Below are 23574 nucleotides of genomic sequence, written 5' to 3'. Positions count from 1 at the left end.
ACCGGAGCCAAAAATGCAGTTTTCCAAAATGCACGGTCTGGGTAATGACTTTATGGTCGTTGATGCCGTGACGCAGAATGTCTATTTTTCCCCTGAGTTGATCCGTCGTCTGTCGGATCGTCATCTGGGGATCGGCTTCGATCAGTTGCTGATTGTGGAACCGCCCTACGATCCCGACCTCGATTTTCATTACCGCATTTTTAATGCTGATGGCAGCGAAGTTGCGCAGTGTGGTAATGGCGCGCGCTGTTTCGCCCGCTTTGTGCGTCTGAAAGGGCTGACTAACAAAAGCGATATTCGCGTCAGCACCCAGACGGGACGCATGGTACTCAGCGTCACGCCGGATGAGCTGGTATGCGTCAATATGGGGGAGCCCAATTTTGAACCGCAACAGGTGCCTTTTCGCGCTAATAAAGCGGAAACCCTCTATCTGATGCGCGCCGCCGAGCAGACGATAATGTGTGGCGTGGTTTCAATGGGCAATCCGCACTGTGTACTTCAGGTAGACAGTGTGAAAACTGCGCAGGTTGAAACGCTTGGCCCGGTACTGGAAAGCCACGAACGTTTTCCTGAGCGGGTCAATGTGGGTTTCATGGAAGTGGTCAGCCGTGAACATATCCGTTTGCGGGTTTTCGAGCGCGGTGCAGGTGAGACGCAAGCCTGTGGCAGCGGTGCCTGTGCGGCCGTGGCCGTGGGGATCCAGCAGACGCTGCTGGCGGAGAAAGTCCGTGTGGATCTGCCCGGCGGCAGCCTGAATATCGCCTGGAAAGGTCCCGGCCAGCCGCTGTACATGACCGGGCCTGCCACTCACGTTTATGACGGATTTATTCATCTATGAAAAATGTCGGAGAACAACAGGCGCTCAGCGAGCAGCTGAACGATCGTGCAGTCAGTGACTACCTGCTGCAAAATCCGGACTTTTTTATTCGTAATGCCCGCCAGGTTGAGCAAATGCTGGTTCCGCACCCGATTCGCGGCACGGTTTCCCTTGTGGAGTGGCAGTTAGCCCGTCAACGTAACCATATCGCGCAGTTGGAAGAAGAAATTACACTGCTGATGGAGCAGGCCAGCGCCAATCAGCAGCTGTTTGACCGTCTGCTGTCGTTACAGTCCCGCCTGGCTTCAGCTTCCAGCCTGCATGACATGCTCAATCGTCTGCATCGCTGGGCGCGTGAGCTGGGGCTGGCTGGTGCAAACGTACGGTTGTTCAGCGAAAAATGGCGCATTGGCGCGCCATCCGATTTCACCCAACTGGCGTTGCCGCGTCAGGCCTTTGAGCCGCTGCGTATTCAGCGTCTGGGTGAAAAACGTCACTACCTGGGCAGCCTGAATGGCCCCGAACTGTTGCTGTTACTGCCTCAGGCGAAGGCGATTGGTTCCGTTGCCATGTCGCTGATGGGTGAACAGGGGGATTTGGGCGTGTTGATCTTCAGCAGTCGTGACAATCAGCATTATCAGTCGGGAATGGGAACGGTGTTGCTCCAGCATCTCTCACAGATGCTGCCGGAGCTGCTGTTGCGCTGGGTGGAACGGGCATGACACCGCTGGCGTCAGCCGTAGAGGGCTTTCTGCGTTATCTGAAAGTGGAGCGGCAGCTCAGCCCGTTAACGCAAATCAATTACCAGCGTCAGCTGGCTGCCTGCATTGTCCTGCTGGAAGAAAGTAAACTCAGCAGTTGGGACAAGCTGGATGCGGCTCAGGTTCGCTCTCTGGCGGCGCGCAGTCGTCGTGCCGGATTGAAACCTGCCAGTCTGGCATTGCGGCTCTCTGCCTTACGCAGTTTTCTCGACTGGCAAATCAGCCAGGGCTGGCTGAAGGCAAATCCCGCCAGAGGCATTGCCAGCCCGCGTGCGCCACGTCACCTGCCGAAAAATATTGATGTGGATGAGGTGAATCGCCTGCTGGATATCGATATCAACGACCCGCTGGCGGTGCGTGACCGGGCGATGCTGGAGATTATGTACGGTGCCGGTTTACGCCTTTCCGAGCTGGTCGGCATTGATACCGGCCATCTTGATCTGGACTCTGGTGAAGTCTGGGTGGTCGGCAAAGGCAGTAAAGAGCGTCGTCTGCCCATTGGCCGTACCGCTGTACTGTGGATGGAGCACTGGCTGGAAATGCGTGATCTGTTTGCCCCGCAGGATCAGGCGGTGTTTCTGTCGAAAACGGGAAAACGCATCTCGTTGCGCAATGTGCAGAAGCGCTTTGCGGAATGGGGCGTCCGGCAGGGCGTCTCCAGCCATATTCATCCCCACAAGCTACGGCACTCTTTTGCCACGCATATGCTGGAGTCCAGTGGCGATCTGCGAGCAGTACAGGAGCTGTTGGGCCATGCCAATCTCAGCACCACGCAAATCTACACGCATCTGGACTTCCAACACCTGGCGTCGGTTTACGATGCCGCTCATCCCCGTGCGAAACGAGGAAAATCCTGATGCACTTTTACCGCCCGTTACGACCTGTTTCAGCCATGACCTTCGATCTGGATGACACCTTATACGACAACGCGCCGGTTATCCGCCGTACCACCGAGCAATCTCATGCTTTCCTGCAAGCGTATCATCCAGCCCTGAGCACCTTCAGCGTGGAGCAGTATCAGCAACTGCGTGACGATTTGCGCCAGCAGGAGCCGGATATTTACCACGATGTCAGTGAATGGCGTCGTCGCGCGGTTGAACTGGCCATGCTGAATGTTGGCCTCAGTCAGCGTGAAGCGGAAAAAGGTTCACAGGAGGTGATGGCCCATTTCGCCAGCTGGCGCAGTAAGATTGAGGTGCCGGAGGAGACACACCGCACCTTGAGTGCCCTGGCACAACGCATCCCACTGGTGGCGATTACCAATGGTAATGCTGAACCTCACCTGTTCGGTCTGGACAAATACTTCCAGTTCATTCTGCGGGCAGGGCCGGATGGCCGCGCCAAGCCTTTTGATGATATGTATCGACTGGCGGCAGAGCGGTTAAGCCTGCCGCTGGAAAATATCCTGCATATCGGTGATGATCTGACTACAGATGTGGCAGGCTCGGTTCGTTGCGGTATGCAGGCCTGTTGGATCAATCTGCGTGAAGGGAATCTGCTGCATATTGCTGACAGTCGCCTGTTGCCCACGCTGGAAATTTCGCAGTTGGCATCGCTGACTGCGCTGATATAATATACTGGTTAAATATCCAGTGGAGTCGCGCTCACTCCCTATTTACTGACGGTGCTTATGGACGTTTCTGACCTGCTCGACAGCCTGAATGACAAACAGCGCGATGCCGTTGCCGCACCGCGAAGCAACCTGCTGGTGTTAGCAGGAGCAGGCAGTGGCAAAACCCGCGTACTGGTGCACAGGATTGCCTGGTTGCTGGCCGTTGAGAACTGCTCGCCCTGGTCAATCATGGCAGTCACCTTTACCAACAAAGCCGCTGCTGAAATGCGTCACCGCATCGGGGAGCTGATTGGCACCAGCCAGGGCGGCATGTGGATTGGCACTTTCCACGGTCTGGCCCATCGTTTGCTGCGGGCGCATCATCTTGATGCGGGGCTGCCGCAGGATTTTCAGATCCTCGACAGTGAAGATCAGATGCGTTTACTGAAGCGCCTGATTAAAGCAATGAATCTGGATGATAAACAGTGGCCGGCCCGCCAGGCGATGTGGTACATCGGGGGCAAAAAAGACGAAGGTCTGCGCCCGAAACATATTGAGAGTTACGGCAATCCGGTTGAACAGACCTGGCTGCGCATTTATCAGGCCTATCAGGAAGCCTGCGATCGCGCCGGGCTGGTGGATTTTGCGGAGCTGCTGCTGCGCGCTCATGAATTGTGGCTGAACAAACCTCACATCCTCAATCATTACCGCGAACGTTTCGGCAATATTCTGGTGGACGAATTTCAGGATACCAACAGCATTCAGTACGCCTGGATACGTCTGCTGGCGGGAGAGTCGGGAAAAGTGATGATCGTTGGCGATGATGACCAGTCGATCTACGGCTGGCGTGGGGCGCAGGTGGAAAATATCCAGCGCTTTCTTAACGACTTCAGCGGTGCACAGACCATTCGCCTTGAGCAGAACTACCGATCGACCAGTAATATTCTTAAAGCAGCTAACACACTGATTGCCAATAATAATGGACGGCTGGGAAAAGAGCTGTGGACCGATGGCAGTGACGGTGAGCCGATCGCCATTTACTGCGCTTTTAATGAGCTGGACGAAGCCCGCTTTGTGGTCAACCGCATCAAAGTGTGGATGGAAAACGGCGGTGCGCTGAAGGATTGCGCCATCCTTTACCGCAGTAACGCCCAGTCGCGCGTGCTGGAGGAGGCATTGTTGCAGACCAGCCTGCCTTACCGCATATACGGCGGTATGCGCTTCTTCGAGCGTCAGGAAATTAAAGACGCACTGGCCTATCTGCGGCTGATTGCTAACCGTAATGATGATGCAGCTTTCGAGCGCGTGGTGAATACACCGGCGCGGGGCATTGGTGACCGGACGCTGGATGTGGTGCGCCAGACGGCCCGTGAGCGTCAGTTGACCTTGTGGCAAACGGCCCGCGCGCTGCTTCAGGAAAAAGCGCTGGCCGGGCGCGCCGCCTCCGCGCTGCAACGTTTTACCGAACTGGTGGATTCGTTAGCTCAGGAAACCAGCGAACTGCCGCTGCATGTCCAGACCGACAGGGTGATCAAAGACTCCGGTTTGTGGCTGATGTATGAGCAGGAAAAAGGCGAAAAAGGTCAGGCGCGTATTGAAAACCTTGAGGAACTGGTCAACGCCACGCGGCAGTACAGCTATCAGGACGAGGATGAAGATTTAATGCCGTTGCAGGCTTTTCTGTCGCATGCCGCACTGGAAGCGGGGGAAGGTCAGGCTGATAAGTGGCAGGACGCGGTGCAGCTTATGACTCTGCACTCTGCGAAAGGCCTGGAGTTTATACAGGTGTTTATCGTCGGCATGGAAGAGGGGATGTTCCCCAGCCAGATGTCGCTGGAGGAAGGCGGCAGGCTGGAAGAGGAGCGTCGCCTGGCCTATGTCGGTGTGACACGCGCCATGCAGAAACTCACTCTGACCTATGCGGAAACCCGCCGTTTATATGGCAAAGAGGTCTATCACCGACCTTCACGCTTTGTCGGCGAACTGCCTGAAGAATGCGTTGAGGAGGTCCGTTTGCGGGCCAGCGTCAGCCGACCGGCCAGCCACCAGCGTATGGGCACGCCAGTTGCCCGTAACGACAGCGGTTTTTCTCTGGGGCAGCGGGTGCGCCATGCGAAATTTGGCGAAGGCACCATCGTTAATCTGGAGGGCAGCGGAGAACACAGTCGTTTACAGGTTGCTTTCCAGGGACAGGGAATTAAATGGCTGGTGGCCGCCTATGCGAAGCTGGAAACGGTCTGAATTCCAGTCATTTTCGCGTGTCCGGACATTAAGTCTGACTGTAAATGACAACGCAGGGAAACTTATTAACTGGTCACTAAATGGCTAACATGAAGACCTGTTAAACGGTCTTTATGAGTATCACATGCCTGACAAAATTTTGAGTGATATCAGCGCCAGTGTCAGCGAGCTGAAAAAAAATCCGATGGCGACAGTGGGTGCCGGCCAGGGTTTTCCGGTAGCGATACTGAATCGCAACCAGCCAGCATTTTATTTTGTTCCGGCAGAGTTTTACGAAAAGATGTTGGATGCTCTTGATGAACAGGAGCTGACCAGACAGGTCAGCGAGCGCAGCAATCAACCGCTTATTGATGTGGGCCTGGACAGTTATCTATGATCTACAGGGTGAGATTCAGGGAAGATGCGCTGAAAGAGTGGCACAAACTGGAAAAAGCCATTCAGCAGCAGTTCGCCAGAAAGTTAAAAAATGCTGTGAAAACCTGCATATCCCTTCAGCAAAACTTAGGGGTATAAAAGACTGCTACAAAATAAAACTTCGCTCCTCGGGTTTCCGACTGGTATATCAGGTTATAAACGACGCATTAATTATTGCCGTGGTAGCCGTTGGCAAACGTGAGCGCAGCGGCGTCTATAACCTGGCGAGTGAAAGATTAAGATAATTATTTCTGGAAGCGGTCGCCCGGCTGTGCGCTGGCATACCAGGCCATGACTTCAGCAGTCCCTTCGCCACCTTCCGGCGGTGCCCAGTGCATACAGTCATCTTCGGTCAACGCCTGATAAGGGCCGTGTTTTACTTCAAAAATCACCCCACCTTCATCCAGAGAAAGCACCGCGTGCCAGGTGAATGCGGGCATTTCCTGTAACAAAATATCTTCGCCCAGTATCGTCCGATCGGTAACCTCGCCCGCATCGTTAAACTGCAATACCACGAAGCGTCCTTTCAGCGGCGTCAACAGCTCCCAGGTCTGCGGATGACGGTGTGGCCGGATATAGGTGCCGGGCTCCATGGCAATCGCCAGACGCTGAACCGGATCGCTAAGCTCTTCATGCAGGGTGCGGTGGGAGCGCAGACGGGGCACGCTGGCGGCCTGCTCACTCATGCTCTTTATGTCGCAACGGGAAATCTGTTTCATTCTACTCCTTATTATACCGGGGTTATTATTGACGCCATTTTCGGCACAGCGTAACATGCGCGCACCATTACCCTAAGAGGACATTCGCCTTGGACACACCCAGTAGATACTGGCTCACTGACCTGTACAACAGGTACAACTCCTAAGGCTATCCTCTTCTGCCAATAGCCTTCGTGGTTGTTGGCGACCTCCATCGTGTCGCTCAGAGTCAGATCGACCGAAGCTCCTCGTGTTCAGGCGTCAGTCCCATGATATTGCATTTGGGAGTAAAGCCATGCTGAGCGCATTTAAACTTGATCACAGCCGTCTGACTCGCCTTGAGCTGGAAGAACCCGTTGATGAACTGAGCAGTTCAGTCTGGGTCGATCTGATCGAGCCAGTCGATTCCGAGCGAGAGCGCGTCCAGACTGAACTGGGTCAGAGTCTGGCCACCCGTCCTGAACTGGAGGATATTGAGGCCTCTGCACGCTTTTTCGAAGACGAAGACGGTTTACATATCCACTCATTTTTCTTCTACGAAGATGCGGAAGATCACGCAGGTAACTCGACGGTGGCCTTCACCATCCGCGAGGGACGCCTTTATACCCTGCGAGAGCGGGAATTACCTGCCTTCCGCCTGTACCGTATGCGTGCCCGTAATCAGACGCTGATTGACGGAAATGCCTGGGAGCTGCTGCTGGATCTGTTCGAAACCAAAATTGAACAGCTGGCCGATGAAATCGAAAACATTTACAGCGATCTGGAAAAACTCAGCCGGGTGATTATGGAGGGGCAGCAGGGAGATGAATTTGATGCTGCATTATCGACGCTGGCGGAACTGGAGGATATCGGCTGGAAAGTGCGTCTGTGTCTGATGGATACCCAGCGGGCGTTGAACTTCCTGGTGCGCAAGGCTCGCCTACCGGCTAATCAGCTGGAACAGGCGCGGGAAATCCTGCGCGATATTGAATCCCTGTTACCGCATAACGAATCGCTGTTTCAGAAAGTAAACTTCCTGATGCAGGCGGCGATGGGATTTATCAACATTGAGCAAAACCGCATTATCAAAATCTTCTCGGTAGTTTCAGTGGTGTTCCTGCCGCCTACCCTGGTGGCGTCCAGCTACGGGATGAACTTTGAATTTATGCCGGAGCTGAAATGGAGTTTTGGCTATCCGGGAGCTATCGGCCTGATGATCCTTGCGGGTCTGGCGCCTTATGCTTATTTCAAACGTAAAAACTGGCTGTAATCAGACAGAACGGTTGTAGCAGCAATGCTACAACCGCCTGATTCAGGCTGACTGCCCGCGCTCTGTCCTCAACGCCATTTTCTGCACCAGACAACAACCCTTAGCTTCTTACCAGCCGCGGCTCTCTGCGGCGCATCGTCCAGAGTGCATCAAAGATAAACAGCGCCAGCGCCAGCCAGATGAAACTGAAGGTCATGGCCTTATCTGCCGTCATTTGCTCACCGTAAAACACCACGGCGAGCAGAAACATCAGCGTCGGGCCGAGATACTGAAAGAAGCCCACGGTTGACAGCCGCAACCGGGCACAGGCGGCGGTAAAAAACATCAGCGGGATGGTGGTCACGATTCCAGCTGCTACCAGTAACAGGTTGAGTGACAGGGGATTATGGCTCAGGTGACTGGTACTGCTGTCGGCAATGCCAAACAGGTAAATTGCCGCTGCGGGTAACAGCCAGCTGGTTTCAATCAACATCCCGGATTTGGCATCCACACCAATCTTTTTGCGCAGCAGACCATAAAAAGAGAAGGTGACCGCCAGCGTCAGGGCGATAATCGGTACTGAACCAAACTTCCACAGCTGGACCAGCACACCACAGGTTGCCAGCAGCACGGCCAGCCACTGTAACCGGCGAAAACGCTCGCCGAGAAAGACCATGCCGACCACCACATTAAACAGCGGATTGATAAAGTAGCCCAGGCTGGCTTCCAGCATATGATGATTATTGACTGCCCAGATGAAAATCAGCCAGTTACAGCCGACTACCGTGGCAGAAACCGCCAGCAGCAGCACTTTTTTCGGCTGTTGTAAGGTCAGCTTTACCTGTTTCCAGTGGCGACTGAAGCTTATCAGCAGCAGCATAAAAAAGAATGACCAGATTACCCGGTGAGTAATGATCTCATCGGCATTAACCTGTTGAATGAGTTTGAAATAAGCCGGCGCGATACCCCAGATAGTGTAGGCTCCCAGCGCAAAAAGCACACCCTGCCGGGTTTGCTGTGCATCCATGAAATGTCTTTCCTTTAATCAGTTAATAATCAGCCAACCAGGTAGGTGGCCGTCGCGCTGGCTATATACACACCAGCATCATTGTGCAGCTCAACCCTGGCGACGGCGACTTTATTACCGCCGCGCAGCAGGCTGCTGGTAGCAATAAAACGCTCCCCACGTCCGGGACGCAGATAATCAACGCGCAGATCGATGGTGCCCATTCGCGAAAGTCGCTGACGCAGTGCGTCTTCAGTCATCCCCGGCTGACGAGAAAGGGCATTGTTAACACAGACCAGCCCGGCTGCCACATCAAGCACCGACGCGATAACGCCACCGTGCAGGATCTGCTGTGCCAGATTACCAATCAGCTGCGGCTGGCTGGCAAAGCTCAGTTCGGCATAATCCGGATCGAGTTTGTCCAGTTGCAAACCGAGCGCACGGTTAAATGGCATGTCATTAACAAAAATCTCGCCAACCAGGTGGCGAACAGCGTCCTGGGTCAGCGGCACGTTGGCGATGATGGGTTTCCTTTTGCGGCGAAATACGCGAAACGGAGTGTAATCGAGAGGCTATTTTAAGCGTTGTGAGTAGCGGTTTCCACTTAGTAAAAACATCGCTAATGTCGTTCCATTTTTGTGTGTAAAATGGCGTGCTTTTTACACACAACACCATTAGTTCCCCGGAGAATTCTATGTCTATGCTGAAAGGATTGCTGGTTGCAGCACTCCTGTTGCCCACGTTAGTTCTGGCGCAAAAAGCCACCGTCACTCAGGTTCATGACCAGCCTGCGGTGCGCGGCAGTATTATTGCTAATCTTCTGGAAAAACACGACAACCCTTTCGTGCTTTATCCCTATGAAAGCAACTACATTCTTTACACCGACACCAGCAATATTAATAAAGAAGCCATACAGAGCTATAACTGGGCGGATAAAGCAAAGCATGACGAAGTTAAATTTAAGCTGAGCCTGGCGTTTCCGTTGTGGCGTGGCATCCTCGGCGATAACTCTGTGCTGGCCGCCTCCTATACCCAGGACTCCTGGTGGCAGCTCTCCAACCGTGGTGGCTCTTCACCCTTCAGGGAAACCGACTATCAGCCACAGATTTTTCTCGGCTGGGCAACAGATTACAGCTTTGCAGGCTGGACGCTGCGTGATGTGGAGATGGGCCTGAATCACCAGTCTAATGGACGCTCTGAACCCACTTCCCGTAGCTGGAACCGCGTCTATGCCCGATTTATGGTGCAAAACGGTAACTGGCTGGTTGAAGCTAAACCCTGGTATCGTCTCCCGGAAAGCGAAAATAATGACGACAACCCTGATATCACTAAGTACATGGGGTATTATCGCCTGACTGTGGGTTATCAGATGGGTGAAAGCATCTTCAGCCTGCAAGGTAACTACAACTGGAACAGCGGTTACGGCGGCGGCCAACTGGGCTGGAGCTATCCAATGAGCGAACACGTTCGCTTCTATACGCAACTCTTTAGTGGTTATGGTGAATCACTGATTGATTACAACCACCGCCAGACCCGTATTGGGGTTGGTGTGATGTTGAACGACCTGTTCTAATGCTTTTCTGGCGGCTGAATTTCTCAGTTCGCCACTTTCAGATTTGGGGAAGATGTGTCTACGGCTGTAGTGATTGATCAGGAAGCGCTGGCAGCGCAGGTTTTACAGGAAACCTTTGGCTACCAGCAATTCCGGCCGGGTCAGCAAACTATCATTCAGGCTTCGCTGAAAGGGCGTGACTGTCTGGTAGTGATGCCCACCGGCGGGGGAAAATCTCTTTGCTATCAAATCCCTGCTTTGGTGCGGGATGGGCTTACGCTGGTGGTGTCGCCGCTGATTTCACTGATGAAAGATCAGGTTGATCAGTTGCTGGCTAACGGCGTTACTGCCGCCTGCCTCAACTCCTCCCAGACGCGGGAAGAGCAGCAGGAGGTGCTGGAGGGGTGCCGCACCGGTCGGATCCGCTTGCTGTACATCGCGCCAGAGCGGCTGATGATGGATAATTTCCTCGATAATCTGCTGCGCTGGAATCCGGCGATGCTGGCCGTGGACGAAGCGCACTGTATTTCGCAGTGGGGGCATGATTTCCGTCCGGAATATGGTGCGCTTGGGCAACTGCGGCAGCGTCTTCCTGCCGTGCCGGTGATGGCACTGACCGCGACCGCCGATGAAACCACCCGCAACGACATTGTGCGCCTGCTGCAACTGCACGATCCCCTTATTCAGATCAGCAGCTTTGACCGTCCCAACATCCGTTACACGCTGGTTGAGAAATTTAAACCCACCGAGCAGTTACTTCGCTACGTACAGGATCAGCGCGGCAAGTGCGGCATCATCTACTGCAACAGCCGCGCCAAAGTTGAAGATACCGCTGCACGCCTGCAAAGTCGCGGCCTGAGCGTTGGAGCCTATCATGCCGGAATGGACAATGCGCACCGTGCTCAGGTGCAGGAGGCTTTCCAGCGTGATGATTTACAAATCGTGGTGGCGACGGTGGCTTTCGGCATGGGCATTAATAAGCCGAACGTTCGGTTCGTGGTGCATTTTGATATCCCGCGCAATATTGAGTCCTACTACCAGGAAACCGGCCGTGCCGGACGGGATGGCCTGCCTGCCGAAGCATTGCTGCTGTACGATCCTGCAGATATGGCCTGGCTGCGTCGTTGTCTGGAGGAGAAAGCACCGGGCCAGTTACAGCAGATTGAGAGCCATAAGCTGAATGCGATGGGTGCTTTTGCCGAAGCACAAACCTGCCGTCGTCTGGTATTGCTGAACTATTTTGGTGAGGGAAGGCAGCAACCCTGTGGCAATTGCGATATCTGTCTCGATCCGCCGCGTCGTTATGATGGCCTGGTTGAAGCCCAAAAAGCCCTGTCATGTATCTATCGTGTTGGACAACGTTTCGGCATGGGCTACATCGTTGAGATCCTGCGCGGTGCTAACAATCAGCGCATCCGTGAAATGCAGCACGACAAGCTGCCGGTGTACGGTATTGGCCGTGAACAGAGCCATGAGCACTGGATTAGCGTGCTGCGCCAGCTGATTCACTTAGGCCTGGTGACGCAAAATATTGCCATGCATTCGGCTTTGCAGCTGACGGAAGCGGCGCGACCGGTACTTCGCGGTGAAACGCCGCTGATGCTGGCGGTGCCGCGCCTGGTCAGCATCAAACCGCGCAGCAATACTCAAAAATCCTTTGGCGGCAACTACGACCGTAAGCTGTTTGCCCGATTGCGCAAGCTACGCAAGGCTATCGCTGACGAAGAGAATATCCCGCCTTATGTGGTGTTTAACGATGCCACTCTGATTGAAATGGCTGAGCAGATGCCGCTCACCGCGTCGGAAATGTTAAGCATCAACGGTGTTGGTCAGCGTAAGCTGGAGCGTTTTGGTAAGCCATTTATGTTGGTTATCCGCGAGCATGTGGATGGAGAAGAGTAATTATCTGTTAACGAAATCAGAATGTTAATGTTATTTCTTACCGTTGCGTTGGTGCATTGCGTCGCGCTGATGAGCCCGGGTCCGGATTTTTTCTTTGTGTCGCAAACCGCAGCCAGCCGCTCCCGTAAGGAGGCGATGCTCGGGGTGTTGGGCATCACGATGGGCGTGTTGATCTGGGCTGGCGTGGCGCTGATGGGCCTGAATCTGCTACTGCAAAAGATGGCCTGGCTGCACCAGGCAATTATGATTGCCGGTGGATTGTACCTGCTGTGGATGGGCTGGCAGATGCTGCGTTCGGCACGCCAGCAGCACAAAAATTCGCCCGTTCAGCAGGAGCAGGTTGTGGCGCTTGCTCAGGGAGGACGCAGCTTTCTGCGCGGCCTTCTGACCAACCTGGCAAACCCTAAAGCGGTGGTTTACTTCGGCAGCGTGTTCTCGCTGTTTGTCGGTGATGACGTTGGCGCGGGCCAGCGCTGGGGGCTGTTTCTGCTGATTGTGGTGGAAACCCTGGCGTGGTTCACCCTGGTTGCCAGCCTGTTCGCTCTGCCCGCCATGCGCCGTGGTTATCAGCGCATGGCGAAATGGATTGATGGTTTTGCAGGAGTGCTGTTTGCCGGATTCGGTATTCACCTGATCCTGTCACGCTGAGTCAAACCGCCTGAGCGCGCCGTACATGGCGTACTCAGGCGATGCGCCTGGCCGAGGCCAGCAACGCCCCCACCGCCATAAACATGCCGCCAAACAATCGGTTCAGCAATTTCATTTGCTGCGGCCCTTTGATCCAGCCTGCGATGCGGGTGGCCAGCGTGGCGTAACCAATCATCACCAGAATATCGACCGCTATGGTGGTAATGCCCAACACCAGATACTGCATTGCCTGTGGCTGGTGCGGAATAACAAACTGTGGAAAAAGCGCGGCCAGAAAAACGATACTTTTGGGGTTGGTCAGATTAACCAGCACCGCACGTTTAAACAGCCTGCGGCGTGGCATGACTTTTGCCACCGCCTGGAGATCAATTGCGCCACTGGTTCGCCACTGCTGAATGCCCAGCCAGACCAGGTATGCGGCCCCGGCCCATTTGAGCACTTCAAAGGCCAGCACCGACTGTGAAAACAGCGCACCCAGGCCAATTCCCACCAGCACAATGTGCGCCGCCAGGCCCACCTGTAAACCAGAGACAGAGGCAACCGTACCGCGATAGCCGTGGCTGATGCCCGTGCTCATGGTGTTAATAGCGCCGGAACCGGGTGAAAGACTTAAGATACTGGTAGTTAAAAGATAGGTCAGCCACCATTCGATGGTCATGGGTAACGCTCCCTGAACGCGCAGAAGTATGACACAATACGCCATTGTTGACGGATGCGCTACGGGCTGAAAGCGGGCGGGGCGCATGGCTCGAAAGCTGGGAGACGTAAAGCCTGTGGAAAAGCAGAATAACGGCTGGGCCAGACGTGAAAAAGCCTTTGCGGCGTTTGCCAGTGGCCCGCTGCTGGACTTCTGGCGGCAACGGCAGGAGGGCGAATTTACCGGCGTGGGTAAGGTAATGATTCGCTACGCTCGCTTCATCTCTCCGCAACATGACAAAGTTATTCTGCTCAGTCCCGGACGGATTGAAAGTTACGTTAAATACCCCGAACTGGCCTGGGATCTGTTTCATTCTGGCTATGATGTAGTGATTATTGATCACCGTGGGCAGGGCCGATCCGGCCGCTTACTACAGGATTCGCATCGTGGTCATGTGGAGTTATTTGATTTCTACGTTGACGATCTGCAAACGCTGTATCAACGGGAGATTGCCAGCCGACCCTATCGTCAGCGTTACGCACTGGCCCACTCAATGGGAGGGGCTGTACTGACGCTGATGCTTGCCAGGCAGCCGTCAGCATTTGATGCTGCGGTGCTGGCGTCTCCGATGTTTGGTATTTCTCTGCCTTTGCCACTGTGGATGGCGCATCGAATCCTCGACTGGGCTGAAAAACGGCCCGTTTTCCGGGAAGGCTATGCTGTCGGCACCGGAAAATGGCAGCCGCGTCCTTTTAGCATCAACCAGCTCACTCACAGCCGTGAGCGTTATCGCCGCAATCTGCGATTTTATGCAGACGATCCCGGACTTCGCGTCGGGGGGCCAACCTGGCACTGGGTGCGGGAGAGTGTTCAGGCAGGGAGACGTATTCTCACTACCGCAAAAGATATTTCCACGCCGCTGCTGCTGTTGCAGGCCGGTGAAGACAAAGTCGTTGATAACCTGGCCCAGGATCAGTTCTGCCAGGCGATGACCGCAGCAGGGCAGCCCTGTGAAGGAGGAAAACCGCAGGTTATCGCCGGTGCGCGTCATGAGATCTTATTTGAAAAAGACAGTATGCGTACCGAAGCGCTGGAGGCCATTCTGGCTTTTTTTGCGCGACACGCTTTGCACCACTCAGATACGGCTTAATAACGAGGGAGTGAACGCCCTTGCTGACAAAATTAACCAGAGGTTTTATGTACCCTATTGTTGCTTCCGATCTTGATGGCACGCTGTTATCCCCCAATCACCGTCTCTCCTCTTATGCCCGTGAAACGCTGCAACAGCTCACCCGTAAAGGGGTGAATTTTATCTTTGCCACCGGACGTCATCATATTGATGTCGCACAGATGCGTGACAGTCTGGGGATTGATGCTTTTATGATTACCTCTAACGGCGCGCGCGTGCACAACACGGCCGGAGAGCTGTTTTTCAGCCATAACCTCGATGAGGATATCGCCCGTGACCTCTATGCCATGCACTACAGCAATCCGGACATTTTCACCAATATTTATCGGGATGATGAGTGGTATCTGAACCGCCATCGCCCTGAAGAGATGGACTTTTTCTGTGAATCCAACTTTAACTACCAGATCTATGAGCCGGGCTCGCTGCCGACTGATGGCATCAGTAAGGTTTTTTTCACCTGTAACGATGCAGAGAAATTGATCCCGCTGGAAGAGGCGTTAGTTGCCCGATGGGGCGATCGGGTAAACGTCAGCTTTTCGCTGCCGACCTGCCTGGAAGTGATGGGGGGTGGCGTTTCTAAAGGACTTGCGCTGGATGCGGTGGCGCACTCTTTTGGCTACTCCCTGGCGGACTGCATCGCTTTTGGCGATGGCATGAACGATAAAGAGATGCTGAACATGGCGGGCAAAGGTTGCATTATGAGCAACGCGCATCAGCGGCTGAAGGATTTACTGCCGGAACTGGAGGTCATTGGCAGCAATGCTGATAACGCGGTGCCGGAGTACCTGCGCAAGCTGTATAACGTCTGAACATCACCCTTTTGCCCCGGTCATGCCGGGGCGATAAGGTTTCAGCGCTGCAGGAAATGTACGGCTTTATCCGGGAAGTCGGTAAACAGGCCGTCCACGCCGGCCCGGTGGTAAAGCACCTCGTAGAGTTGATCGACGTTGTTAACCCAGTCAGGTAATTGATCGGCGCGGACGGTGTAAGGATGCACCACCAGGCCGCTTTCATGCGCCTCTCTAACCATCTCTGTCAGGTGAACACGCCCTGTAGTCGAATCTTTGCTGACCAGCATGTGATAATCCGGTCCTGCGCCATCGACATATTTTGCCAGGATTTTCATCGCGCCGGGTTTAAACATCCAGTCGTAGCTGTAATTAACCCACTTGCCGTTCTGTTGTTGCCGGGTCTCCTGCCACTCTGTTTTTGCAATCAGCTGCACCAGCTTCAGATTCATTCCGCGCTGTGGCTCCAGCTCCGTTTTGATCCGTTTCAGCTCATCAAAATCGAAACATTGCAGGTAGATAAGGTCGCTTTTACTGGTGTAGCCATACTGTTTCAGCACATCCAGCACCCTGGCGGAGATGTCCTTACCTTGCTGGCGGTGAAACCACGGGGCTTTGATCTCAGGATAAATGCCTACATTTTTGCCGGTGGAGTGATTTAAACCCTGAATAAATTCGATCTCTTCCGCAAAGGTATGCACATGAAAATCTGATTTACCCATTGGAAAGCGGCCCGGAAAGGTCTGGATTTTGTGACCATTTTCAAGCGTAAAACCTTCGGTAAACTTCAGACCTTTAATTTCTTTCAACGTAAAGTCGATGGCGTAAAAACGACCATCCTGCCGGGCGCGACCAGGGTAGCGCTCAGCCACGTCGGTGACCCGATCAAGATAGCGGTCGTGCAGCACCACCAACTGATCGTCTCTGGTCATCACCAGATCTTGTTCGAGGAAATCGGCCCCCTGAGCATAGGCCATCGCTTTAGCCTCCAGCGTGTGCTCCGGCAGATAGCCACTGGCCCCGCGATGCGCAATGACCAGCTTTGCCGTATCTGCCGCCATTACACACAGCGACGACGCTGTCAGAAAGCTTAATATCAGCATTCTAAGCATGATTTTTCTCCGCTGAACGTTTGTTCTCACTGAACATGGTGAGTATTAGCAGTAGCACCGACAGAATACTGCCCGCGATCATGATGATAAATCCGCCGTTCCAGCCAAAGTAATCCACGGTGTAGCCGACGAGCGTACTGGCAGCGACCGACCCGCCCAGATAGCCAAATAAACCGGTAAAGCCCGCCGCCGTTCCTGCGGTTTTTTTCGGTGCCAGCTCCAGCGCATGTAAGCCGATTAACATCACCGGGCCGTAGATTAAAAAGCCAATCGCAATCATACAGGCCATATCCACGCCGGGGTGACCGGGCGGATTCAGCCAGTAAACCACCGTGGCGACGGTCACCAGCAGCATAAAGAAGACGCCGGTTGCCCCACGATTACCACGAAATACACGGTCGGACATCCAGCCGCATAGTAGTGTGCCGGGAATACCGGCGTATTCATAAAGAAACCAGGCCCATGAGGATTTATCCAGGGTGAAATGCTTCACTTCCTTCAGATAAGTGGGGGACCAGTCGAGAATGCCGTAACGCAACAGATAGACGAAAACGTTAGCCAGTGCGATATACCACAGCAGCTTATTAGGCAGGATGTACTGCATAAAGATCTGTTTTGCGCTCAGTTCCTGTTCATGTTTTGCGTCGTAGTCGGGCGGAAAATCCTGTTTATACTCTTCAATCGGCGGCAGGCCGCAGGATTGTGGCGTATCACGCATCAATACACCGACGATTATTGCCACGACGATGGCGGCAAATGCGGGCATATAGAGCGCGGCTTTCCAGTCGTTAAACCAGGCCATACCCAGCAAAAACAGCAGGGGAGGAAGGCCGCCTCCGACGTTGTGCGCACAATTCCACACCGAGACGATGCTGCCGCGCTCTTTTTTTGACCACCAGTGGACCATGGTTCTGCCACAGGGAGGCCAGCCCATACCCTGAAACCAGCCACACAAAAACAGTAATACAAACATAATCATGATGCCGGATGTGGCCCAGGGGACAAATCCCATCAACAACATCACGGCAGCGGCAAGGATTAAACCGGCAGGCAGAAAAATGCGGGGATTAGAACGGTCTGAAACGGAACCCATAATAAATTTAGAAAAACCGTAAGCGAGGGAGATGCCGGAAAGCGCAAATCCAAGATCGCCGCGCGAAAATCCCTGCTCCACCAGGTAAGGCATGGCAAGGGCAAAATTTTTGCGTACCAGATAGTAGGCGGCATAGCCGCAGAAGATGCCGATAAAAATTTGCCAGCGAAGTTTGCGATACAGCGGATCGACGCGTCGGGCGTCAACTGGCGGTTGATGTGGCGCAGGTTTAAAAATAGTGATCATGGTGGCCTCCAATGGCGCAGTTTATTTCTCTGTTCACGCCAACTGGCGTGAGACGGAAACTGAATATCCAGGCGGTAACACGATGTGTTGGTTTCGGCGCAGAGGATAAGGGCAAATTCCAGGAGGGAGTGTGAACAGCTACGCAAATGTTACATTTTTATGACAAAACATTTTTACAGCCCCGATCGGTGCAACAGCTGCTGTTCAGCGGAGGCAGATTCCGGTTTAGCAACGTTTACTGTTTTTCTCAAAGACAGAAATGAAAACCATCTGATTGCTTGTTAATCAATTGTAAACCAGAAATTTCCCTGTCGTTCGCCGAACTTCGTTACACTGGAGCCTCATTTCTTAGCAGAGTTTCTGATTGTGACGTTACTGATTGTCACCACAATATTGTGGGCATTTTCATTCAGTCTGATAGGCGAATATCTGGCGGGACAGGTGGACACGGTATTCTCGGTGTTAATCCGTCTGCTACTGGCGGCTGCGGTGTTTTTACCCTTTCTGCGCTGGCGCGGTTATCGTGCCTCTACTCTGTTGCTTTATATGGCGGTGGGCGCTTTGCAACTGGGGATCATGTATCTGATCAGTTTCCAGGCCTATCTTTACCTGAGCGTATCTGAGCTGTTGTTGTTCACCGTGATGACGCCGCTCTATATTACGCTGATTTATGATCTGCTCAGTGGTCGTGGTATCCGCTTTGGCTACCTGGTCAGCGCACTGCTTGCGGTGGCGGGGGCGGCAATCATTCGCTATGACAAAGTCAGCGATCACTTCTGGTTTGGTTTGATGCTGGTGCAGCTGGCAAATATCTGCTTTGCCGTGGGAATGGTGGGTTATAAGCGTCTCCAGGAAACCCGGCCCGTGCCACAGCATACCGCTTTTGCGTGGTTTTATATTGGTGCGGCGATGGTCGCGGTTATTGCCTGGCTGTTGTGGGGTAATCCCAATAAATTACCCACCACCACATTCCAGTGGGGCATACTAATCTGGCTTGGCGTGGCGGCATCGGGTTTAGGTTATTTTATGTGGAACTACGGTTCAACGCAGGTTGATGCAGGAACCCTGGGAATTATGAATAACATGCATGTGCCAGCGGGTCTGTTGGTTAATCTGGCTATCTGGCAACAAAAACCACACTGGCCGAGTTTTATTATTGGTTCTGCGGTCATCTTTGCCTCGCTGTGGGTGCACCGGCAGTGGATAATAAAAAGAAGCTGATTCTGCAATGTTATAAATGCCGGAAATTTTTTCCGGCATTACGTATTAAATCAGGGGCGTTTTATTTTATCAGCGCACTGAGTTGATCAACCCATGTGCTGATTGCATCTTCAATTTTCGCACCAATTTTGCTACCCAGCTCTTCGCCATTTGTTTTTGCAGCTTCTTCAGTCGCGCCTAACGCACTGGAAAAAGAAGAGGTGAGTTTAAAAATTCCGGAGAAAAGCGAGCCGTACCAGCTGGAAACTCCATCCTGGATTTTCCCTGCGCCACTAACTTCCATAATTTGTGCAGCGTTTAATTCTTTCATAATGTATATCCTTTATACAAAAAAATAATGGAGAATATCTCCGGAAACAATTCTGCTTCTGCATAATTATATTGTCAACAATTAAAGTTTTTTATTTTCAGGGCAGGAATTAATATATTATTATTTTTATATTTCATTTTTTCTGGATGTATTAAATTAATGGCGACACTAATGTCGCCCGATAGTTAATTATTTTTTGATACGGGTGGGCGTAGTTTTAAAGTCATTCCTTTCAGAAAATTACGCAATATCTGGTCGCCACAATCACGATAATTTTTATGGCCGGGCTTACGGAAAATTGCGCCAATTTCGGACTGACCAACAGCGAAATCTGCCAGTTTGAGCGTTTCAATAATATCGGTGGTTTTCAGATCGAAGGCCACGCGAAGTTTTTTCATAATAATATTATTGGTCATCTTACGTTCAATTGATGGCACCGGAGCATCTTCACTTTTGCCTCGGCGCTGAAATATCAGACCGTTCAAAAAGTAGCCCATAATCACATCCGGGCAGGGGCGAAAACCTGCTTCATCTTCCTTTTTCAGGAAGTTCCCCATCTCTGCTTCGTTAACCTGGCTTTCTGCCAGGGCAAGAATGGCGACCATCTGGGCATCATTCAGCTTCAGCATGTAGCGCACGCTGCGCAGGACGTCGTTGTTAGTCATAAAATTCTCATCAGAAAACAAGTGGCATCCGGCGCATTATAGAGACAAATGGCTGCATAACCAGTGGAAACCGCCAGCACAGCGCTGGCAGCGGTTTCAAAGTGGTGAAGAAGTGGGTAGCGGCGTGCCGGGCTGGGAGGCATCTCTGACTCCTGGCAGATGTTCACAGGCATGTTGACGGGCTGAACGAATAAAAGCGTCGAGCACGGCCTGGCGCTGTTCGCCGTCGCGAACCGCCGCGTATAAACGACTCCACAAGCCGCCACCCAGCGTTTTTGTCACCACCAGTCCCTGATGTTCAAAACTTTCCACCACCCAATGTGGCAGGGCCGCAATGCCCATTCCGGCAGAGACCATCTGAATCAGCAGGAGTGTGTTATCGACACTTTTCAGCGCCGGACTGACGCCTGCGGGTTGCAGAAAATGACGCCAGATATCCAGACGCTGACGTTGTACCGGATAAATCATCAGCACTTCATCAGCAAGATCTTCAGGTGAAATATGACCGATCTGCGCCAGAGGATGGTCGGTCGCCAGCACCAGGCGGACTTCGTAGTCAAACATCGGCGAATAGAACAGGCCGCTGCGCGGCAAAATATCGGAGGTCAGCACCACGTCCAGGTCGCCCTGCTGTAGCGCAGGCTGGGGATCAAAAGTAACCCCGGATTTAAAGTCCATCACCACCTGCGGCCAGCTCTGGCGGAAGTTATTCAGTGCCGGGGTTAACCACTGAATGCAACTGTGGCATTCGATAGCAATACGCAGCGTGGCCTGGTGCGGCTCATGGCAAGCCTGAAGCGCATGCTGGATCTGTGGCAGCACCTGTTCAGCAAGCTGAAGCAGAATATCGCCCTGCGGGGTGAAACGCAGCGGCTGGCTTTTACGGACGAATAAACGAAAGCCCAGACGCTGTTCCAGATCGCTGAACTGATGAGATAAAGCGGATTGCGTCTGATGCAGCTGGGCCGCCGCTGCCGCCAGCGAACCCGTATTTCGCAGAGCCTGCAACGTCCGCAGGTGTTTAAGTTCGATCATGAGAGTCCTTCACATCGACAATGAACAAATTGCGCTTGTGGTGAATACAGTACCTGCGGATTATAGATGTGTAAACATCTGGACGTCTAAAAGCCCGGCAAACACGAAGACGGGCTGTAACTGAGGAAAGAACTGATGACCATTCTGAATCATACGCTCGGCTTCCCCCGTGTTGGCCTGCACCGCGAACTGAAAAAAGCCCAGGAGAGTTACTGGGCGGGTAACAGCACTCAGCAAGAGCTGCTGGCTGTTGGCCGCGAACTACGCGCCCGTCACTGGCAGCAACAGCGAGATGCTGGTGTTGATCTGGTACCGGTTGGCGATTTCGCCTGGTACGATCATGTGCTGACAACCAGCCTGCTGCTGGGCAATGTGCCTGCACGTCACCAGAATAAAGATGGATCTGTCGATCTGGATACCTTATTTCGTATTGGTCGTGGCCGCGCACCAACCGGTGAGCCAGCGGCGGCGGCTGAAATGACCAAATGGTTTAATACAAACTATCACTACATGGTGCCAGAATTTACTAAAGGCCAACAATTTAAACTGACCTGGACGCAGATTCTGGAAGAGGTGGATGAAGCACTGGCACTGGGCCATAAAGTAAAACCGGTTCTGCTGGGGCCGGTCACCTGGCTGTGGCTGGGCAAAGTGAAAGGTGAGCAATTTGATCGCCTCAGCCTGTTGAAAGACATTCTGCCGGTTTATCAGCAGCTGCTGTCTGAACTGGCGCAGCGTGACATTGAGTGGGTTCAAATTGATGAACCCGCTCTGGTTCTGGAATTGCCACAAGACTGGCTGGCGGCGTTTAAACCCGCCTACGATACGTTGCAGGGTAAAGTTAAATTATTGCTGACCACCTATTTTGACAGTGCCGCCACCAACATCGACACTATCCGCACGCTGCCGGTGCAGGGACTGCATGTTGATCTGGTTCATGGTAAGGATGATATCACTGTTCTCAATACCCGCATCCCGTCCGACTGGTTGCTCTCTGTTGGCGTGATTAATGGCCGCAACGTCTGGCGTGCCGATTTGAGCAGCTGGTTTGAACGCCTGCAACCGTTAACCGCTCAGCGGCAGCAGCTGTGGATCGGTTCCTCCTGTTCATTGTTACACAGCCCAATCGATCTGAGCGCCGAAACCCGCCTGGATGATGAAGTAAAAAGCTGGTTCGCTTTTGCGCTGCAAAAATGTGCGGAGTTGTCCCTGCTTAGCAATGCACTGAATAACAACGATCCACACGCTCTGGAGGCCTGGAGCGCACCCATTCGCGCCCGCCGTCATTCCGGCAGGGTACACAATGCTAATGTTGCCAAACGGCTGGCCGGCATCACCGCCAGAGACAGCCAGCGTGACAGTAGCTATGCCGTGCGTACTCAGGCACAACGTGTGCGATTCCGCTTGCCAGCATGGCCGACCACCACCATTGGTTCGTTTCCACAGACTACCGAGATCCGTGGCCTGCGGCTGGACTTTAAGCAGGGGCGTCTGGATGGCAACCACTACCGCACCGGCATTGCCGAACATATCAGGCAGGCGATTACTGAGCAGGAGCGACTGGGGCTTGATGTGCTGGTACATGGTGAAGCTGAACGTAATGACATGGTGGAATATTTTGGTGAGAACCTGGATGGTTTTGCTTTTACCCAAAATGGTTGGGTGCAGAGTTACGGTTCCCGCTGTGTGAAACCGCCGGTGATTATTGGTGACATCAGCCGCCCGCAGGCGATTACCGTTGAGTGGGCGAAATATGCGCAGTCACTGACCGACAAACCGGTAAAAGGCATGCTGACCGGTCCGGTGACCATTCTGTGCTGGTCATTCCCCCGCGAAGATGTTTCCCGTGAAACCATCGCTAAGCAGATTGCGCTGGCGCTGCGTGACGAAGTGGAAGACCTTGAAAAAGCAGGTATTGGCATTATCCAGATTGATGAACCCGCCCTGCGTGAAGGTTTGCCGCTGCGTCAGTCAGACTGGGCTGCTTACCTGGAATGGGCCGTCGATGCCTTCCGCCTGAATGCGGCTGTGGCACGTGACGACACGCAGATCCATACCCATATGTGTTACTGCGAATTTAATGACATCATGGATTCCATTGCGGCGCTGGATGCCGATGTCATCACCATTGAGACCTCCAGGTCGGACATGGAGCTGCTGGAGTCATTTGAACAGTTTGAGTATCCAAATGAAATTGGCCCGGGGGTGTACGATATTCACTCACCAAATGTGCCGGATGTGGCGTGGATTGAAGCATTGCTGCGCAAAGCTGCGAAGCGTATCCCAGTGGAGCGTCTGTGGGTTAACCCCGACTGCGGTCTTAAAACCCGTGGCTGGACGGAAACCCGCCAGGCTCTGGCTAACATGGTGAAGGCGGCGCAGAATCTGCGTGAAACCGAAGCCTGATGCATATTAAGGGGCGCCTGGCGCCCCTGAAGGAGATGAGTTCTGGCCTGTAA

Annotated in this window: 24 protein-coding genes and 1 pseudogene; 16 read left to right on the top strand and 9 right to left on the bottom strand. The window is 53.3% G+C overall.

Annotation, left to right across the window (positions count from 1 at the left end):
- Positions 1 to 13 precede the first annotated feature (13 nt).
- From dapF to AC3RPL_RS18780, 7 genes and pseudogenes are all read left to right on the top strand, one after another.
- A complete protein-coding gene (gene dapF, locus AC3RPL_RS18810; protein ID WP_034938918.1) occupies positions 14 to 838 on the top strand; it encodes a diaminopimelate epimerase in 825 nt (274 codons plus the stop codon).
- Positions 835 to 1539 carry a DUF484 domain-containing protein gene (locus AC3RPL_RS18805; RefSeq protein ID WP_490741133.1) on the top strand — a complete coding sequence of 235 codons (705 nt, stop codon included), beginning with the start codon at positions 835 to 837 and terminating at the stop codon, positions 1537 to 1539. Before dapF ends, AC3RPL_RS18805 begins: the two co-directional genes overlap by 4 nt.
- The gene (xerC, locus tag AC3RPL_RS18800) at positions 1536 to 2435 is read left to right on the top strand and encodes a tyrosine recombinase XerC (RefSeq protein WP_034938879.1); all 900 of its coding nucleotides are present in this window, start codon (positions 1536 to 1538) and stop codon (positions 2433 to 2435) included. The genes AC3RPL_RS18805 and xerC overlap by 4 nt, the downstream gene beginning before the upstream one ends.
- Positions 2435 to 3151 carry a 5-amino-6-(5-phospho-D-ribitylamino)uracil phosphatase YigB gene (gene yigB, locus AC3RPL_RS18795; RefSeq protein ID WP_490741132.1) on the top strand — a complete coding sequence of 239 codons (717 nt, stop codon included), beginning with the start codon at positions 2435 to 2437 and terminating at the stop codon, positions 3149 to 3151. The genes xerC and yigB overlap by 1 nt, the downstream gene beginning before the upstream one ends.
- Positions 3152 to 3208: 57 nt before the next feature.
- Positions 3209 to 5371 (top strand): DNA helicase II, encoded by a 2163-nt coding sequence (uvrD, locus tag AC3RPL_RS18790; RefSeq protein ID WP_490741131.1) that lies wholly within the window; start codon positions 3209 to 3211, stop codon positions 5369 to 5371.
- A 124-nt stretch (positions 5372 to 5495) separates the two neighbouring features.
- Complete coding sequence (locus AC3RPL_RS18785; RefSeq protein WP_490741130.1) at positions 5496 to 5747, top strand: type II toxin-antitoxin system Phd/YefM family antitoxin; 252 nt, start codon at positions 5496 to 5498, stop codon at positions 5745 to 5747.
- A pseudogene (locus AC3RPL_RS18780) lies at positions 5744 to 6030 on the top strand (type II toxin-antitoxin system RelE family toxin). Before AC3RPL_RS18785 ends, AC3RPL_RS18780 begins: the two are co-directional and overlap by 4 nt.
- On the opposite strand, the gene AC3RPL_RS18775 reads toward AC3RPL_RS18780, so the two are convergent.
- Positions 6031 to 6504 carry a WbuC family cupin fold metalloprotein gene (locus tag AC3RPL_RS18775; protein WP_490741129.1) on the bottom strand — a complete coding sequence of 158 codons (474 nt, stop codon included), beginning with the start codon at positions 6502 to 6504 and terminating at the stop codon, positions 6031 to 6033.
- Positions 6505 to 6593: 89 nt separating this feature from the next.
- Between AC3RPL_RS18775 and ysgD the strand changes: the two genes are divergently transcribed.
- Positions 6594 to 6650, top strand: a complete 57-nt coding sequence (gene ysgD, locus AC3RPL_RS18770) for a YsgD/CorL family protein (protein ID WP_490499189.1) — start codon at positions 6594 to 6596, stop codon at positions 6648 to 6650.
- A gap of 128 nt (positions 6651 to 6778) precedes the next feature.
- Positions 6779 to 7732, top strand: coding sequence for a magnesium/cobalt transporter CorA (corA, locus tag AC3RPL_RS18765; RefSeq protein ID WP_034938915.1), 954 nt, complete (start codon positions 6779 to 6781; stop codon positions 7730 to 7732).
- Positions 7733 to 7832: 100 nt separating this feature from the next.
- Here the strand turns inward: corA and rarD are convergent, their stop codons facing one another.
- Positions 7833 to 8738 carry an EamA family transporter RarD gene (gene rarD / locus AC3RPL_RS18760; protein ID WP_490741128.1) on the bottom strand — a complete coding sequence of 302 codons (906 nt, stop codon included), beginning with the start codon at positions 8736 to 8738 and terminating at the stop codon, positions 7833 to 7835.
- A 29-nt stretch (positions 8739 to 8767) separates the two neighbouring features.
- Positions 8768 to 9238 carry a thioesterase family protein gene (locus AC3RPL_RS18755; RefSeq protein ID WP_034938912.1) on the bottom strand — a complete coding sequence of 157 codons (471 nt, stop codon included), beginning with the start codon at positions 9236 to 9238 and terminating at the stop codon, positions 8768 to 8770.
- Positions 9239 to 9411: 173 nt separating this feature from the next.
- Between AC3RPL_RS18755 and pldA the strand changes: the two genes are divergently transcribed.
- The 3 genes from pldA to rhtC are packed head-to-tail and all read left to right on the top strand — an operon-like array spanning position 9412 to position 12819.
- Positions 9412 to 10290, top strand: coding sequence for a phospholipase A (gene pldA / locus AC3RPL_RS18750; protein ID WP_490741127.1), 879 nt, complete (start codon positions 9412 to 9414; stop codon positions 10288 to 10290).
- Positions 10291 to 10344: 54 nt separating this feature from the next.
- Positions 10345 to 12171, top strand: a complete 1827-nt coding sequence (gene recQ / locus AC3RPL_RS18745) for an ATP-dependent DNA helicase RecQ (protein ID WP_490741126.1) — start codon at positions 10345 to 10347, stop codon at positions 12169 to 12171.
- Between the two features lie 21 nt (positions 12172 to 12192).
- The gene (rhtC, locus tag AC3RPL_RS18740; protein ID WP_490741125.1) at positions 12193 to 12819 is read left to right on the top strand and encodes a threonine export protein RhtC; all 627 of its coding nucleotides are present in this window, start codon (positions 12193 to 12195) and stop codon (positions 12817 to 12819) included.
- A gap of 34 nt (positions 12820 to 12853) precedes the next feature.
- Here the strand turns inward: rhtC and rhtB are convergent, their stop codons facing one another.
- Positions 12854 to 13477 carry a homoserine/homoserine lactone efflux protein gene (gene rhtB, locus AC3RPL_RS18735; RefSeq protein ID WP_490741124.1) on the bottom strand — a complete coding sequence of 208 codons (624 nt, stop codon included), beginning with the start codon at positions 13475 to 13477 and terminating at the stop codon, positions 12854 to 12856.
- An 85-nt stretch (positions 13478 to 13562) separates the two neighbouring features.
- Between rhtB and pldB the strand changes: the two genes are divergently transcribed.
- Together pldB and yigL are read left to right on the top strand one after the other, a co-directional pair.
- A complete protein-coding gene (gene pldB / locus AC3RPL_RS18730) occupies positions 13563 to 14606 on the top strand; it encodes a lysophospholipase L2 (RefSeq protein WP_490741123.1) in 1044 nt (347 codons plus the stop codon).
- Between the two features lie 47 nt (positions 14607 to 14653).
- Positions 14654 to 15454: a sugar/pyridoxal phosphate phosphatase YigL gene (gene yigL, locus AC3RPL_RS18725; RefSeq protein ID WP_490741122.1), complete on the top strand. Its 801-nt coding sequence runs from the start codon at positions 14654 to 14656 to the stop codon at positions 15452 to 15454.
- A 41-nt stretch (positions 15455 to 15495) separates the two neighbouring features.
- Here the strand turns inward: yigL and glpQ are convergent, their stop codons facing one another.
- Positions 15496 to 16536, bottom strand: a complete 1041-nt coding sequence (glpQ, locus tag AC3RPL_RS18720; RefSeq protein WP_490742091.1) for a glycerophosphodiester phosphodiesterase — start codon at positions 16534 to 16536, stop codon at positions 15496 to 15498.
- A 1-nt stretch (position 16537) separates the two neighbouring features.
- Complete coding sequence (gene glpT, locus AC3RPL_RS18715) at positions 16538 to 17884, bottom strand: glycerol-3-phosphate transporter (protein WP_490741121.1); 1347 nt, start codon at positions 17882 to 17884, stop codon at positions 16538 to 16540.
- Between the two features lie 366 nt (positions 17885 to 18250).
- Here glpT and AC3RPL_RS18710 point away from each other — a divergent pair, with 366 nt between their 5' ends.
- Positions 18251 to 19105, top strand: a complete 855-nt coding sequence (locus AC3RPL_RS18710) for a carboxylate/amino acid/amine transporter (RefSeq protein ID WP_490741120.1) — start codon at positions 18251 to 18253, stop codon at positions 19103 to 19105.
- 61 nt (positions 19106 to 19166) lie between these two features.
- Here AC3RPL_RS18710 and AC3RPL_RS18705 read toward each other — a convergent pair whose 3' ends face one another.
- From AC3RPL_RS18705 to metR, 3 genes are all read right to left on the bottom strand, one after another.
- Complete coding sequence (locus AC3RPL_RS18705) at positions 19167 to 19415, bottom strand: hypothetical protein (protein WP_034938841.1); 249 nt, start codon at positions 19413 to 19415, stop codon at positions 19167 to 19169.
- A 185-nt stretch (positions 19416 to 19600) separates the two neighbouring features.
- Entirely contained in the window at positions 19601 to 20080 is a 480-nt protein-coding gene (locus AC3RPL_RS18700; RefSeq protein WP_490741119.1) for a YehS family protein, read from the bottom strand.
- 96 nt (positions 20081 to 20176) lie between these two features.
- The gene (gene metR / locus AC3RPL_RS18695) at positions 20177 to 21115 is read right to left on the bottom strand and encodes an HTH-type transcriptional regulator MetR (RefSeq protein WP_034938839.1); all 939 of its coding nucleotides are present in this window, start codon (positions 21113 to 21115) and stop codon (positions 20177 to 20179) included.
- Between the two features lie 135 nt (positions 21116 to 21250).
- On the opposite strand from metR, the gene metE reads away from it, so the two are divergent.
- Positions 21251 to 23521, top strand: coding sequence for a 5-methyltetrahydropteroyltriglutamate--homocysteine S-methyltransferase (gene metE, locus AC3RPL_RS18690; RefSeq protein WP_490741118.1), 2271 nt, complete (start codon positions 21251 to 21253; stop codon positions 23519 to 23521).
- Positions 23522 to 23574: the final 53 nt, after the last annotated feature.

It is taken from the genome of Erwinia papayae (assembly GCF_058241465.1).
This window is presented reverse-complemented; position numbering and strand designations above follow the sequence as displayed.

Excerpts from the sequence above, each read along its gene's own strand:
- dapF (WP_034938918.1), top strand. The coding sequence starts at position 14 with ATGCAGTTTTCCAAAATGCACGGTCTGGGTAATGACTTTATGGTCGTT.
- AC3RPL_RS18805 (WP_490741133.1), top strand. The coding sequence starts at position 835 with ATGAAAAATGTCGGAGAACAACAGGCGCTCAGCGAGCAGCTGAACGAT.
- xerC (WP_034938879.1), top strand. The coding sequence starts at position 1,536 with ATGACACCGCTGGCGTCAGCCGTAGAGGGCTTTCTGCGTTATCTGAAA.
- yigB (WP_490741132.1), top strand. The coding sequence starts at position 2,435 with ATGCACTTTTACCGCCCGTTACGACCTGTTTCAGCCATGACCTTCGAT.
- uvrD (WP_490741131.1), top strand. The coding sequence starts at position 3,209 with ATGGACGTTTCTGACCTGCTCGACAGCCTGAATGACAAACAGCGCGAT.
- AC3RPL_RS18785 (WP_490741130.1), top strand. The coding sequence starts at position 5,496 with ATGCCTGACAAAATTTTGAGTGATATCAGCGCCAGTGTCAGCGAGCTG.
- AC3RPL_RS18775 (WP_490741129.1), bottom strand. The coding sequence starts at position 6,504 with ATGAAACAGATTTCCCGTTGCGACATAAAGAGCATGAGTGAGCAGGCC.
- corA (WP_034938915.1), top strand. The coding sequence starts at position 6,779 with ATGCTGAGCGCATTTAAACTTGATCACAGCCGTCTGACTCGCCTTGAG.
- rarD (WP_490741128.1), bottom strand. The coding sequence starts at position 8,738 with ATGGATGCACAGCAAACCCGGCAGGGTGTGCTTTTTGCGCTGGGAGCC.
- pldA (WP_490741127.1), top strand. The coding sequence starts at position 9,412 with ATGTCTATGCTGAAAGGATTGCTGGTTGCAGCACTCCTGTTGCCCACG.
- rhtC (WP_490741125.1), top strand. The coding sequence starts at position 12,193 with ATGTTAATGTTATTTCTTACCGTTGCGTTGGTGCATTGCGTCGCGCTG.
- rhtB (WP_490741124.1), bottom strand. The coding sequence starts at position 13,477 with ATGACCATCGAATGGTGGCTGACCTATCTTTTAACTACCAGTATCTTA.
- pldB (WP_490741123.1), top strand. The coding sequence starts at position 13,563 with ATGGCTCGAAAGCTGGGAGACGTAAAGCCTGTGGAAAAGCAGAATAAC.
- yigL (WP_490741122.1), top strand. The coding sequence starts at position 14,654 with ATGTACCCTATTGTTGCTTCCGATCTTGATGGCACGCTGTTATCCCCC.
- glpQ (WP_490742091.1), bottom strand. The coding sequence starts at position 16,536 with ATGCTGATATTAAGCTTTCTGACAGCGTCGTCGCTGTGTGTAATGGCG.
- glpT (WP_490741121.1), bottom strand. The coding sequence starts at position 17,884 with ATGATCACTATTTTTAAACCTGCGCCACATCAACCGCCAGTTGACGCC.
- AC3RPL_RS18705 (WP_034938841.1), bottom strand. The coding sequence starts at position 19,415 with ATGAAAGAATTAAACGCTGCACAAATTATGGAAGTTAGTGGCGCAGGG.
- AC3RPL_RS18700 (WP_490741119.1), bottom strand. The coding sequence starts at position 20,080 with ATGACTAACAACGACGTCCTGCGCAGCGTGCGCTACATGCTGAAGCTG.
- metR (WP_034938839.1), bottom strand. The coding sequence starts at position 21,115 with ATGATCGAACTTAAACACCTGCGGACGTTGCAGGCTCTGCGAAATACG.
- metE (WP_490741118.1), top strand. The coding sequence starts at position 21,251 with ATGACCATTCTGAATCATACGCTCGGCTTCCCCCGTGTTGGCCTGCAC.